At 66.6% G+C, this 13,036-nt stretch carries 10 protein-coding genes; 4 read left to right on the forward strand and 6 right to left on the reverse strand.

All coding sequences use genetic code 11. The features are described 5' to 3' along the window. Positions 1 to 25 precede the first annotated feature (25 nt). The 3 genes from FDW81_RS05085 to FDW81_RS05095 form a co-directional block, all read right to left on the reverse strand. The gene (locus FDW81_RS05085; RefSeq protein ID WP_138133080.1) at positions 26 to 1,282 is read right to left on the reverse strand and encodes an AI-2E family transporter; all 1,257 of its coding nucleotides are present in this window, start codon (positions 1,280 to 1,282) and stop codon (positions 26 to 28) included. 82 nt (positions 1,283 to 1,364) lie between these two features. Next, on the reverse strand, positions 1,365 to 2,045 hold the full coding sequence (locus FDW81_RS05090; protein ID WP_138133081.1) for a FadR/GntR family transcriptional regulator: 681 nt from the start codon (positions 2,043 to 2,045) through the stop codon (positions 1,365 to 1,367). 5 nt (positions 2,046 to 2,050) lie between these two features. Next, a complete protein-coding gene (locus tag FDW81_RS05095) occupies positions 2,051 to 3,334 on the reverse strand; it encodes a CynX/NimT family MFS transporter (RefSeq protein ID WP_138133082.1) in 1,284 nt (427 codons plus the stop codon). A 149-nt stretch (positions 3,335 to 3,483) separates the two neighbouring features. On the opposite strand from FDW81_RS05095, the gene FDW81_RS05100 reads away from it, so the two are divergent. Next, positions 3,484 to 5,067 carry a CYTH and CHAD domain-containing protein gene (locus FDW81_RS05100; protein WP_138133083.1) on the forward strand — a complete coding sequence of 528 codons (1,584 nt, stop codon included), beginning with the start codon at positions 3,484 to 3,486 and terminating at the stop codon, positions 5,065 to 5,067. On the opposite strand, the gene FDW81_RS05105 is transcribed toward FDW81_RS05100, so the two are convergent. Continuing rightward, positions 5,064 to 6,536, reverse strand: a complete 1,473-nt coding sequence (locus tag FDW81_RS05105; protein ID WP_138133084.1) for a PucR family transcriptional regulator — start codon at positions 6,534 to 6,536, stop codon at positions 5,064 to 5,066. The two genes, FDW81_RS05100 and FDW81_RS05105, sit on opposite strands and share 4 nt — an antisense overlap. Before the next feature lie 168 nt (positions 6,537 to 6,704). Between FDW81_RS05105 and FDW81_RS05110 the strand changes: the two genes are divergently transcribed. Together FDW81_RS05110 and gabT are read left to right on the forward strand one after the other, a co-directional pair. Further along, positions 6,705 to 8,135: a gamma-aminobutyraldehyde dehydrogenase gene (locus tag FDW81_RS05110; protein ID WP_138133085.1), complete on the forward strand. Its 1,431-nt coding sequence runs from the start codon at positions 6,705 to 6,707 to the stop codon at positions 8,133 to 8,135. A 52-nt stretch (positions 8,136 to 8,187) separates the two neighbouring features. Further along, positions 8,188 to 9,558 carry a 4-aminobutyrate--2-oxoglutarate transaminase gene (gene gabT / locus FDW81_RS05115; protein ID WP_138133086.1) on the forward strand — a complete coding sequence of 457 codons (1,371 nt, stop codon included), beginning with the start codon at positions 8,188 to 8,190 and terminating at the stop codon, positions 9,556 to 9,558. Between the two features lie 90 nt (positions 9,559 to 9,648). On the opposite strand, the gene FDW81_RS05120 is transcribed toward gabT, so the two are convergent. Both FDW81_RS05120 and rarD read right to left on the reverse strand, forming a co-directional pair. Next, positions 9,649 to 10,827, reverse strand: coding sequence for a phytase (locus tag FDW81_RS05120; RefSeq protein ID WP_138133087.1), 1,179 nt, complete (start codon positions 10,825 to 10,827; stop codon positions 9,649 to 9,651). Positions 10,828 to 10,850: 23 nt separating this feature from the next. After that, positions 10,851 to 11,894 carry an EamA family transporter RarD gene (gene rarD, locus FDW81_RS05125; protein ID WP_138133088.1) on the reverse strand — a complete coding sequence of 348 codons (1,044 nt, stop codon included), beginning with the start codon at positions 11,892 to 11,894 and terminating at the stop codon, positions 10,851 to 10,853. Between the two features lie 105 nt (positions 11,895 to 11,999). Here rarD and FDW81_RS05130 point away from each other — a divergent pair, with 105 nt between their 5' ends. After that, on the forward strand, positions 12,000 to 12,998 hold the full coding sequence (locus FDW81_RS05130; RefSeq protein ID WP_138133089.1) for a DNA topoisomerase IB: 999 nt from the start codon (positions 12,000 to 12,002) through the stop codon (positions 12,996 to 12,998). Positions 12,999 to 13,036: the final 38 nt, after the last annotated feature.

Raw genomic sequence — 13,036 nt, forward strand, 5'->3', positions numbered from 1 at the left:
ATAGCTGGACAAAAACTCCGTGTGGCTAGATTGGGTTGGTTCCCGGCGGGGGCAGGTCAGGGTTCATGTCTTCCAGGTTCGGGTCCTCCGCGGTCCACACCTGGATGATGGCCCAGGCGACGGCGGCCAGCGGCACGGACAGCACAGCGCCTATGATGCCGGCCAGGATGGTGCCGGCAGTCAGTGCCATCAGGATCACCAGGGCGTGCAGCTGCAGCGACTTGCCCATCACGATCGGCTGCAGGAGGTCGCCTTCGAGCTGGTTGACCGCAATGACCACCGCCACCACGATCAGGGCAACAACCGGCCCGTTGGCCACCAGCGCCACGAGGGCCGCCAGGATCCCCGCAACGGTTGCGCCGACCAGCGGGATGAAGGCTCCGATGAATACGATGATGGCCAGCGGGATGGCCAGGGGCACTTGCAGGATCAGCAGCGCGGTGCCGATGGCCACGGTGTCCACCAGGGCCACGATGGCGGTGCCGCGGACGTAGCCGCCGAGGACCTCCAGGGTGCGGCTTCCCACCCGGCGCAGCTTGGCTTCACGCGGGCCGCTGAAGGGGCGGAGGAAGAATTTCCAGATCTTTGCGCCATCCTTCAGGAAGAAGAACAGGATGACGATCATAAGGCTGGCCCCGGCAATGAACTCGGTGACCACTGAAAGTCCGGTGATGGCGCCGGAGCGGACCTGGCTGCTGGTGGCAAATTCGGCGATTCCCTGCCTCGCCTGGTTTAGCTGCTCCTGGTCGATGGGGATGGGCCCGGTCAGCAGGAACCGCTGCAGCTCGTCCAGGCCGGAAGAAGCCTGGGCTGCCAGCTCGCCCCACTGGTTGCGGACGGAGAAGTAGATGACGGTGGATACCCCGCCCAGCACCAGCAGGAGGCCTATGAAGGCTATGCCGGTAGCAAGTCCTCCGCGGAGCCCCCGGCGCCGGAGCATGTTGACGAACGGACCGATGGCCGCGGCCAGGATCAGCGCTATCAGGATCGGGATGACCAGGAGCTTGATCTGCATGAGCGCGTGAACCGCAACCACGGCCACGGCGAGGATCAGCAGTATCTGGGCGGAGCGGATGCCAACCCTGCCCAGGCCGTCACCCCAAAGCTCGCCGGGGGACTTGGGTTCCCGGGGCCTCCGGGCCGGACCGGAACCCCGCGCCTGTCCCTGCCCATGGCGTTCCGCCTGTCCGGCGGCTACGGCGGCAGCCGGTGATTCCGCCGCTCCTGGCGGCGGCTGTTCTTGGCTTACATCGTGCTCGGTCACGCGTGATGATCGCGCCACGGGAACTCCTCATCGTCGGCGTGCCTGCCGCGTCGGGTGGAGGGCAGGCATGACTACCTCAGGTAGTAAGCCTACTGACCGATTAGGCCGCGAGCCACTCCGCGCAGGAATTCAGGTTCCGGTTGACCGTAGCAACTGCAGCCTCCGCGTCCCGGCGTTCAATGGCGTCCACCAGGAGGTCGTGTCCCTCGTGCGGGCGTCCATCGAAACCCGGCCGGCGCTGCTGCCTGAGGAGGTCCTGGTGGAACGCAGCCCCAAAACTGGCATAGAGCTCATGCAGCAGGGGATTGCCGGATGCCTGGGCCACCCGTTCGTGGAATTCCCAGTCGGCGCGCGCCCACGCCCCGTAGTCTTCGCCGCTCCAGGCCTGGTCCCGGGAGGCGAGCAGCCCACGCAGGGCTGTGACGTCGTCGGCCGTTGCATTGCGCGCTGCCAGCCGCGCCGCCTGCGTGTCCAGGGCCAGCCGGACTTCCAAGATGTGCTCCTCAGTGTGGTCCTGGTACATTCGTCGGGCCGCCCCGGAAATTTCGCTTGTGGCGCGGACGTAGGTGCCGTCGCCGCGGCGGACTTCCAGGATGCCGCTGTGGGCAAGGGCCTTAGTGGCCTCGCGGAGGGTGCCGCGCGAAACACCCAGGCCTGCCATCAGTTCGGTTTCGGAAGGAATGCGCTGGTTCAGGGACCACTCGCCGGACTGGACCATGGCCCGCAGCTTTGCGGTGACCTCGTCGGCCAGCGGCGGGCGGGAGGCAGGACTCAGGGCCATGGGCATCACTTCCTTCCTGCCGTGCCGGCCATGGCCCTGCCCGTGATCAGGTGCGCAACCACCGTCTGGACCACCGCCAGGGCGAGGAGCAGCAGCAGGGGCAGGGTCCACCCGCCGGACGCGTCATGGATCAGTCCCATCCCGAACGGCCCGGCGGTTGCGAGCAGGTATCCGGTGGACTGGGCCAGCGTGGACAGCGCCGTCGTCTCGGCCGTGCTTGCCCCGCTCCGGCTGATCATCACCATTACCAGCGGGAAGATGCCCAGGCCGAACCCCAGCAGGGCGGCAGGAATGGCGGCCAGCGCCACCGGCAGGACCAGCAGCAGTACCAGCCCAACCACCATGGTGAGGCTGACCAGGTAAAAGGCCGGCCGCAGCATTCGTGCCCGGGAACCGATGGCGATCAGCATCATGCCGGCCGGAACGGACACGAGCTGCATCAGCCCGAACATCAATCCGCTTTCGGAGGCGCTGAGCCCCATGGTGGTCAGCATGTAGGGGAACCAGCTCAGCAGCGCATAGGCAAGCAGGGCCTGGAGCGTGAAGATCGCGGTGAGGAGCATCCCCTTGCGGGTGCGCAGCAGCGGCCAGGGCGAAACGTGACCGGCGGTCGAGCGGGGGCGGTTGCGGTGGGCGTGCAGTGCCACGGGGAGGAATCCCACAAGCGCGGCGACGGCGGTAATGCCGATGGCCCCGACGGCGGCGGACGGTGAACCGAGTGCCTGGGCCAGCGGCACCACGGCGACGGCCGTGACTGTAGCCCCCGTGGTCATGGTCACCGTGTACACGGCAGTCATCAGCGAGGTTCGGTGCGCGAAGTGTTCCCGGATGAAGGACGGCATGGCCACGTTGCAGACCGCCAGGCCGGACATGCCCACAATGCTGCCCGCCACCAGCATGCCCGTGGCGGGGATGCCGCGCAGGAGGAGCCCGCCGGCGAGCAGCACGAGGGCCACCAGGATCGCCTTCTCGACGCCCAGCCGCCCCGTCAGCCAGGAGGTGGCCGCCCCTGCCAACGCAAAACACAGGGTGGGGATGGACGGGATGACCGCGGCCACCAGCGTCCCATAGCCGAGGACCGCCTGCAGGTCGTGCAGCAGTGCCGAGGTGCCGGTGATACCTGCCCGCAGGTTCAGTCCGATCAGCACCAGGGCTATGACAGCGAAGACGACGGCGGAGCGGGGCCGGGCCGGTGTCCCCACGCGGGCAGCGGCCGGGGAAGCGGCAGGCGGCGCAGCGGGGCTGGAGGCGGCGGGGGCGCGGACGGTAGAAGGAGAGGAGGCGGGCATCCCTCCAGCGTAAAGGTTAGACGTTTGATGTCTTGGGTTTTGTGGTGAAACTCTCCCGGCTTTCCGGCAGCGGGGAATAGACTGCCAGCGAATGCCCGGACGCCGGCGGCGCGTCCGGAGCCGGCATGCTCAGACGCGGAAGGACGGCTGTGAAGGCTTCGCAGGGACTTGAGATCGAGAAGAAGTACGACGTCGATGACGACGCCGTGGTGCCTCCGCTGGCAGGACTCCCCGGCGTGGCCCGGATGGGTGCAGCCCATACTGCAACCCTCGAAGCCGTCTACTTCGACACGGACACCCACGCCCTCGCGTCCCGGCGGATCACCCTTCGCCGGCGCACGGGTGGAACCGACGCCGGCTGGCACCTGAAGCTGCCGCCCCTGGAAACTGCCTCCGGGCCCGAACCCCAGCAGCGGCAGGAGTTGCACGCGCCGCTTGGCCAGCCCGACGTCGTGCCGGACAGCCTGCTGGCCCACGTCCAGGTGTACCTGCGTGGAACGGCAGTGGCGCCGGTAGTACGGCTGCAGACCAAGCGCACCACCCACTCCCTCTACGGGGAGGACGGCGTGCACCTGGCGGACCTGGCCGATGACCGGGTCACCGCTGAGCGTCTTCAGGCTGGAAGCGGAGGCAAGGGCGGGGCAAAGCAGCAGTGGCGGGAATGGGAGCTGGAACTCGTCCAAGGCGAACCTGCCCTCTTCGCCCCGGCGGAGGAGTTGCTCATCCAGGCCGGCGCCCGTCCTGCCGGACACGCCTCCAAGCTGGCACGGGCCCTGGGGGATGCAGCCGGCAGCGCGACTCCGTACTCCGGCACAGCCCAGGGCGAAAGCACCCCGGACCTCCTGGCAGGCAAGAAAGCCCCGGCCGCCGCCGTCGTCACTGCCTACCTGGGCGCCCAGGTGGGGGAGATGATGGCCCAGGACCCGGGGGTCCGGCTGGAGGAACCCGAGGCCGTGCACAATATGCGTTCGGCGGCCAGGCGCATCCGTTCTGTCCTTGCTGGCTACCGGAAGCTCTATGCCGCCGGGCCGGTCAGGAGGCTGCGGGATGAACTGAAATGGCTGGGCCAGATGCTCGGCGGCCCCCGGGACGCCGAGGTCCTGTTGGACCGCCTCCGCGGTCACCTTGACGAGCTCCCGCCGGGAGAAGGCACCGAGGCCGCCAGGGTGCGGGTCGAGGGCAAAGCCGGCGCCGCGTTCGACGGCGGCTCGCGGCTTCTCCAGGAGGCGCTGCGCTCTGACCGCTACTTCCGGCTGCTGGACGGCCTGGAGGACTTCCGGGACAACCCGCCAGTCCGGCCCGAAGCGGCGGCGTCGGGCCGGAGGGTTGCTGCGCAGGCCGTGGACAAGGCGGCCAGGCGGCTGCGGCGCTCGCAGAAGACAGCGGCGCACGCGCGGGACGGAACAGACCACGAGAACGCCCTCCACCAGGTTCGGAAGGATGCCAAGCGGCTCCGGCATGTGGCCGAAGCCGCCGCCCTGGTGCACGGCAAACGTGCAGGGAAGGTGGCCAGGGCGGCGCACCGGCAACAGAAAATCCTGGGTGACTTCCATGACGCCGTTATAGCCCGGGACCTGCTGACCGGTGTGCGTTCGGGCCAGGACGAGCCAGCCGCGGCGGAGGCGTACGCTGCGCTGGGCAGACGGCAGGACGAGCTGATCAAGGGCGCTGAGACGAAGTACCGGAAAGCCAGGAAGAAATTCCGCGACCTGCTGCGCCGCGGGGTCATCTAGTCTCTGCCCGGCCTGGCGGCCGAAGGCGGCTGCTTGCCCTGGCGCGACGACAACCTGGCCACGGCCAGTGCAAGCCAGAGCTGCACGCGGTCGGCGGTGACCGCAGGGTCGTACCCGGTCAGCTCGGTAATCTGCGCCAGCCGGTACCGGACAGTGTTCCGGTGCAGCGTAAGTTCTTCCGCCACAGCGGCCACGGAGCCGTTGTTGTTCAGGTAGCTCTCCAGTGTGGCCATCAGCTCCGAGCCGTGCGCCGCGTCGAAAGTACGCAGCGGGTTCAACGACTCGTTGGCCATGTCTGCCAGCGGCACGTCCTCGCTGGCCAGCAGCAGGGACGTCAGGCTCAGGCGTTCGGGCTCATTGACAGGCAGCCCATGGCTTGCGGCGTCCCGGGCCTCAAAGTAGCTCCACCGCAGCCCGTTCGGCTTGGTGTACGCCCCGCCGATACCGATCGTGGCGTGGATGCCGGCCTCTGCCAGGTGGTCGCTCAGTTTCCGGGCCAGCGCGGGCGAGCGGCCGCCGTCGTCATTGATGACCAGCACCAGATCCTTGCCACCCACAACGGCGGCCACAGCGTTTTCGAGCTCGCGCGGCACGGACGTGCTGCCCAGTGCCTTGTTATGCGCGGCGGAGACCGCCAGCAAAACCACGTTCTTCCGGGTGCTGTTCACCCCCACCCCCGCCAGGCGCCGCTGGGCCTCACTGGTTTCCAGGGCGCCATGGATGACGTCCTCGAGAACCTGTCCGCACAATGCACGCTGGGCCTGGCGCTGTTTGACCATGTTGTTCAGCTCCACGCTGATCAGGTTCTGGGCGTAGCCGATAATGCCGGAGTCCTCGAAGGGCTGCCGGACCCACAGCGTACAGGCGTCGCGGCGGCCGGTGGGGACAGGGTAGGAGGACCACGTGTCCGCGGACGGCGCATCGCTGCTGCTGTTGTAGAGCTGGGCAGTGAACTGGCTGAGGGCAACATCGGTGCGCAGCATGCCGCCCAGGTGCTTGAGCAGCTCGGCCAGCCCGCCGCCGGTGAGCAGTGCGCGTGCCAGCACCTGGTGCCCGGCGATCAGCCTTTCGAGTTTGGCGTAGTGGTCCGCGGACTGGGCATCAGCCACCAGTTTGCCGATTGCAATGAATGGCGTCTCGTAGGGAACCTCCACCACGGGAAGGCCCCACCGGTTCGCCTCAGCGAGCAGGGCCGGCGGAACGGTGTCATGGGAAAGCCCCACGCCGAACCCGATGCCGACCGCGCCGGCCCGCTGCACCTGCCGGACGAAGCGCCGTTGCTCAGGTGCTGACCGCAGCCGCAGTCCGGTGGTCAGGACCAGTTCGCCGCCGTTGATGAACCGGTGCGGATCTTCCAGCTCCGTGACTGCCACCCAGTTGATGTCCTGGTGCCAGGTGGTTTCGGCAACCCCCGCTTTGGACAGCTTCAGGGAGTTCACACCCGTCAGGGCGGCGAGGGAGATGGCCATGGATTAAGGATAAACGGGAGCTGGACAAGCGCACTAAATAGTTACAGGAACGGTGTGCAGGTGGCTATTCACCTCGCACGGGTGCTGGCATAGGCTCAAGGCAGTTCCATCCATCCGCCCTGAATTCCGCCCGGGCGCGGGTGGCCCCTACGAAAGAGGTTGCACACCGTGGTCCAAACCTTGCAGAACTTCATCAACGGCCAGTTCGTCACTCCCGCCGGCACCACCCTGCTGGACATCGTGAATCCCACCAACGGGGAAGTGGTGGCGCAGTCTCCCGTCTCCGTGCAGGCTGACGTTGACGCCGCCATGACGGCTGCCAAGGACGCGTTCAAGACCTGGAAGCACGTTACCCCGGGCCAGCGCCAGCTGATGTTGCTGAAGCTGGCGGACGCCATCGAGGCCAACAGCGACGAACTCGTGGAAGCCCAGCACCGCAACACCGGCCAGGTACGCTCCCTGATCGCCTCCGAGGAAATTGCCGCCGGCGCGGACCAGCTCCGCTTCTTTGCCGGCGCCGCCCGCATCCTTGAGGGCAAATCCGCCGGGGAGTACTTCGAGGGCCACACCTCCTACGTCCGCCGGGAGCCCATCGGCGTCGTAGCCCAGGTGGCGCCGTGGAACTACCCGTTCCTGATGGCCATCTGGAAGATCGGCCCGGCGCTCGCAGCCGGCAACACCGTGGTGCTCAAGCCTTCGGACACCACCCCCGAATCGACCCTCGTCCTGGCCCGCCTCGCCGGCGACATCCTGCCGGCCGGCGTCCTGAACGTGGTGCTCGGCACCGGCGAGACCGGAGCCATGATGGTGGAGCACAAGGTCCCCGGTTTGGTGTCCATCACCGGTTCCGTCCGCGCCGGCATCGCCGTCGCCTCCGGTGCCGCCAAGGGCCTGAAACGCGCCCACCTGGAGCTGGGCGGCAAGGCACCGGCCATCGTTTTCAAGGACGCGGACATCAAGAAGAGCGCGGCAGCCATCGCCGAGTTCGCCTTCTTCAACGCCGGCCAGGACTGCACCGCCATCACCCGCGTGCTGGTGGAGGAATCAGTGCACGATGACGTGGTGGCAGCCATGGTGGAACACACCAGGACGCTGCGCACGGGTTCGCAGAATGACGAGGACAACTACTTCGGCCCGCTTAACAACATCAACCACTACAACGCCGTAAGCGCGGCAGTGGAAAACCTGCCTGCCAACTGCCGGATCGAAACCGGCGGCCACCGGGCAGGGGAGAAGGGCTACTTCTTCGAACCCACCATCATCACCGGCGCCAACCAGAGCGATGACATCGTGCAGAAGGAGACCTTCGGGCCTGTCATCACCGTGCAGAAGTTCACCACCGAGGAAGAAGCGGTTGAACTGGCCAATGACGTCGAGTACGCCCTCGCCTCCAGCGTCTGGACCTCCAACCACGGCACGGCCATGCGCCTGAGCCGCGATCTGGACTTCGGGGCCGTCTGGATCAACACCCACATCCTCCTCACCGCCGAAATGCCGCACGGCGGCTTCAAGCAGTCCGGCTACGGCAAGGACCTCTCCATGTACGGGGTGGAGGACTACACGCGCATCAAGCACGTGATGTCCGCCCTCGACGCCTGACACTTCCCGTTGGTTGAGCTCGTCGAAACCCGGAATCGTAGAAAGAAATAACATGACCACCACCGCATCAGACATCACCTTCCGCCTGGAGCAGAAGCGCCGCGTCCAGGCCGGTTTCCCGGGCCCCAAGTCCCTGGCCCTGGCCGAGCGCCGCAAGTCAGTAGTTGCTGCGGGCGTCGCCTCCGGCGTGCCCGTATACGTCGCAGACGCCGACGGTGGCATCATCCACGACGTCGACGGCAACTCCTTCATCGACCTCGGCTCCGGCATCGCCGTGACGAGCGTGGGCGCGTCCGACCCCGCCGTCGTCGGTGCCGTAAAGGAAGCCGTGGAGCACTTCACGCACACTTGCTTCATGGTCACCCCCTATGAGGGCTACGTGGCCGTGGCCGAGCAGCTGAACCGCCTCACCCCCGGTGACCACGAGAAGCGCACCGTGCTCTTCAACTCCGGCGCCGAGGCAGTGGAGAACGCCGTCAAGGTGGCCCGCCTGGCTACCGGACGCGACGCGGTCGTGGCTTTCGACCACGCCTACCACGGGCGCACCAACCTCACCATGGCGCTCACTGCGAAGGCCATGCCTTACAAGACCAACTTCGGCCCGTTTGCGCCCGAGGTCTACCGCATGCCCATGAGCTACCCGTACCGCGAGGAAAACCCGGAGATCACCGGTGCCGAGGCCGCCAAGCGCGCCATCACCATGATCGAAAAGCAGATCGGCGGGGACCAGGTTGCCGCGATCATCATCGAACCCATCCAGGGTGAAGGCGGCTTCATCGTTCCCGCCGAGGGCTTCCTCCCCGCACTGGCTGCCTGGGCCAAGGAAAAGGGCATCGTCTTCATCGCCGACGAAGTCCAGTCCGGCTTTTGCCGCACCGGCGAATGGTTCGCCGTCAACCACGAAGGTGTCATCCCGGACATCATGACCCTGGCCAAGGGCATCGCCGGCGGCATGCCGCTATCCGCCATCACCGGCCGCGCCGACCTGCTCGACGCCGTCCACCCGGGCGGCCTGGGCGGCACCTACGGCGGCAATCCGGTAGCGTGTGCCGCTGCGCTGGCGTCCATCGGCACCATGGAGGAGTACGACCTCGCCGGCAGTGCCCGCCGCATCGAGTCCATTGCCACCACCCGCCTCCGGGAACTGCAGTCTGAACTGGCCGGCACCGGTACCGGCGTGATCGGCGATGTCCGTGGCCGCGGTGCCATGCTGGCCATCGAACTGGTCCAGGCCGGGTCCAAGGAACCCAACCCGGAACTGACCAAGGCCGTTGCCGCCGCCTGCCTGAAGGAAGGCGTCATCATCCTTACCTGCGGCACGTACGGCAACGTCATCCGCCTGCTGCCGCCGCTGGTCATCACCGACGACCTGCTGAACGACGGCCTGGACGTCCTGGCCGCCGCTATCAAGGCCAACACGTAACCCGGCCACCTAGAGTTAGCGTCACCTCGCAACGGCGCGAACAAACACGAGGCCCCGGAACTGCCGTTCCGGGGCCTCGGGTTTTTCCCGTTACTTCAAGACCGAGTCAAGCGGAATGAACTTCAGGTTGGACGTACGGCCGCCATCGTTCTCTTCATCGTGGACTACCAGGAGGCCCTTTTCGAACGGCGGCCCGGCATTGCTGGTGGTGACATCCAAACCGTCGGTCCCTGTCACCGCGTCAATATCGCCGTTCCCGCCCACCTTCACCTTCTTGATGAACGGGTTGTCGCCGGACCGGGAGTAGATGGCGATCGTGGAGTCGCCCTGGCTGGAGACGAAGAGGTATCCGGCACCATCGCCACCGTAACTGATGCCGAGCCCCTCGACGTCTGCCACCAGGCGCCCGGCCCCTGCTTTGTCCACGGACACGCGATCCTCACCGGCGCCAGGTTCGGCATTGTACTTCCACACCCCGACGTCCTCCTGGGCGACGTAAAGGTGCCCCAGTTCGTCGTCCGCCACGCAGCTTTCCGTGATGCTGCTGATCGGAAGCGTTCGGACCAGCATGCCGTCGACACGTCCGGCTCCGGCGTCCACCAGTTCGAATTGCTGGATGGGGCCTTCCTCGTTGGGCGTTACGAATGCGTAGAACTTGCCGCTGGCGCTGCTGCGATACATGCAGAAGCCGTAGTTAGGTGCAAATGTGGGAATGCTGCGCGCGGACACGGGCGTGAGGGTCCTGGTGTTGGGATCCAAAGTCCAGAGGGCAAGGGTGTTATCGTCCCGGTTGTTCCCGCCCACAAGCACGGTAGATGCGCCGGAAAGCCGGAGGCCTTCCCGCAGATCCACATTGCCGATCTTGCCGTCAGGGCGGAACTGGATCAGCCTGCCGTCCATGTCGAAGACCCCCACGCCACCATCCTCTGAGGCTTTGTTGTCCGCGATCACCACGCTGTTGCCGGGGTTGGCCGTGTCCACCCAGATCGCAGCGTCATCCGCCACGTCGCCTGAGCTTGCGAAGCTCGAGGTCTCCACCTTGGGTACTTCCGTCGTGATCTCCGGCGCCGCGCTGCCGGTCGGGGATGCGCTGCCGGTAGGGCTGCCTGTTGCGACTGCGCTGTCGGTAGCGCTGCCGGTAGGGCTTGGCGCGGGAACGCTTGATCGCGGTGCAGGGGGCCTGGTGAGGAAATACGCGAGCAACGCCAGTGCCCCCAGCACGGCAACTGCGAGAAGCGCTGCACGGATGGTGCGGGTATTGCTAGGCATGGTCACTCCCAACGGAACGCATTTCAGCTTGCCTTGGCTTGCCGTTTGGCCACCCTGTACTTGCCCGCAGTGCGAAGCATGTCCACCGTCAGGACCAGCAGCGCCACCCACACCACGCCGAACCCGATCCAGCGGTCCAGTGTCATCGCTTCACGGAACACCACCAGTGCCAGGATGAATTGCAGCAGTGGTGCAAAGTACTGCAACAGGCCGATGGTTGTCATGGGAAGCCGGCGCGCGGACGCCCCAAAAAACAGTAGCGGAACCGCTGTGATCACGCCGGAGGCCAAGAGGAGCCAGAAATGGCCGGGGCCCTGGCTGGTCAGGGTGGCGGTTCCGGCCATGGCCAGGTACACCATGACAGCAGCCGCAAACGGGGCCAGCACCATAGTTTCGACGCTGAGGCTGGTGACGGCATCCACACGGGGACCAACCCGCTTCTTCACGAAACCGTAGAGGCCGAAGCTAAAGGCCAGGGTCAGGGCGATCCACGGCAGTTTTCCGTAGGAGTAGGTGAGCACGCCTACCGCCACGAACCCGATGCCGACGGCGGCCCACTGGAGGGGCCGCAGCTTCTCCTTGAGGACGAAGACGCCCAGCAGGACGGAGACCAGCGGATTTATGAAGTAGCCCAAGGAGGCTTCGACGGCCTGGCCGGTGGTCACACCGTAGGTGTAGGTGAGCCAGTTGACGGCGATCAGGAACGCGGCGAGCGTCAGGCTGCCAAACACTGCACGGCTGCGCACTGCCTGCATCAAAGCGGACCAGGAGCGCGTCACTGTAATGAGGAGCGCGCAGAAGACCAGCGACCACACCACCCGGTTGGCAACGATTTCTACGGCGCCCGCGGGCATGAGCGCGAAGAAGTACAGCGGAAGCAGCCCCCACAGCCCGTACGCCCCGATGCCAAAGAGGACGCCCGCCGTCGTCTCCTTGTCCACGGCCTTCGGCCCGGCGGCCTTGGCATTCCCTGCGGTAGGCCCCGCGGCGCTTGCCTTTGCGGACGCTGCCCCGGGAGCCGGGGCGCTGGCGGGGAAGGATCCTTCGGGAGTGGGCATGAAACCCATAACACCACCTCTTCAGCGGGTATTCCAGCGGGCAGGGCACCCATTCAGCCAAATAGTCAGTAGGCTTGCTTTTATGACATTGGGCAACAGGCCAGGCGCTGCCCCGTGAGGCTCCGGCGCAGCAACGCCTCCGGACGCGGCTACCGCCGCGTCCCCGCCGGCAAGGGGTTCAGCTACCGGGACCTCGATGGCTCCACCCTGCCGCCGGGTCCGGTCCGGGAACGGTTGGAGGGCATCGGCATCCCGCCGGCATGGACCGACGTCTGGATCGCCCCGTTCGACAACGGGCACATCCAGGCCACTGGGGTGGACGCCGTGGGCAGGCGGCAGTACATCTACCACCCGGAATGGCGGGAACGGAAGGACCGGGTGAAGTTCAACCGTGCCCTCCAGTTGGCGGAGTCGCTGCCAGTCGCCCGGCGCAGGGTCACCATGGACCTGCGCAGTGAGGGCTTTTCCCGGGAGCGCGTCCTGGCCGGAGCATTCAGGATGCTGGACAGCGGCTCGCTGCGGGTGGGGTCGGAACGGTACACCAACGAGAACGGCAGCCACGGGCTTGCCACACTGCTGTGCGCCCACGTGCAGATCCGCAAGGACCGCATTCTCCTGAGGTTCCCGGCCAAGAGCGGCAAGGACTGGGAGTCGGAGTTCCGCGACCCCGACCTTGCGGTCCTGCTCCGCCTGCTTAAACGGCGGGGCCCCAATGCCCGCCTCCTCGCATACAAGGAAGGCCGGCAGTGGCGGCCGGTCACCAGCGCGGACATCAATGCCTACGTCAAGGAACGCACGGGCTCTGACTTTACTGCCAAGGATTTCCGCACGCTGCGCGGCACGGTGGCCGCTGCCTCGAGCCTGGCCCGCACCGGCGTCCAGAGAACAGCCGCCAAGCGCAAGAGGGCCATCAGCCGGGCCATGATCGAAGCGTCGGAGGTGCTTGGCAATACCCCGTCCATTGCCCGCAAGAGCTATGTGGATCCCCGCGTGCTGGACCACTACCACGAGGGCGAAACCATCGACCCCAAGCGTCCGGACTCAGCCGAGGCCGAGCTAAGGGCGCTGCTGTACCGCGAAGGCGCCGTGGTTCCGCTGGCCAAAAGCGGGTGAGGCCTAGAATAGGAGATTGTGCGCTGGGTGTTGCGGCG

The organism is Pseudarthrobacter sp. NamB4, from assembly GCF_005796185.1.
Classification (GTDB): domain Bacteria; phylum Actinomycetota; class Actinomycetes; order Actinomycetales; family Micrococcaceae; genus Arthrobacter.

Bases quoted from the DNA above. Each gene is read 5' to 3' on its own strand.
- FDW81_RS05090 (WP_138133081.1), bottom strand. From the start codon at position 2,045: ATGGCCCTGAGTCCTGCCTCCCGCCCGCCGCTGGCCGACGAGGTCACC.
- FDW81_RS05095 (WP_138133082.1), bottom strand. From the start codon at position 3,334: ATGCCCGCCTCCTCTCCTTCTACCGTCCGCGCCCCCGCCGCCTCCAGC.
- FDW81_RS05105 (WP_138133084.1), bottom strand. From the start codon at position 6,536: ATGGCCATCTCCCTCGCCGCCCTGACGGGTGTGAACTCCCTGAAGCTG.
- gabT (WP_138133086.1), top strand. From the start codon at position 8,188: ATGACCACCACCGCATCAGACATCACCTTCCGCCTGGAGCAGAAGCGC.
- FDW81_RS05120 (WP_138133087.1), bottom strand. From the start codon at position 10,827: ATGCCTAGCAATACCCGCACCATCCGTGCAGCGCTTCTCGCAGTTGCC.
- rarD (WP_138133088.1), bottom strand. From the start codon at position 11,894: ATGGGTTTCATGCCCACTCCCGAAGGATCCTTCCCCGCCAGCGCCCCG.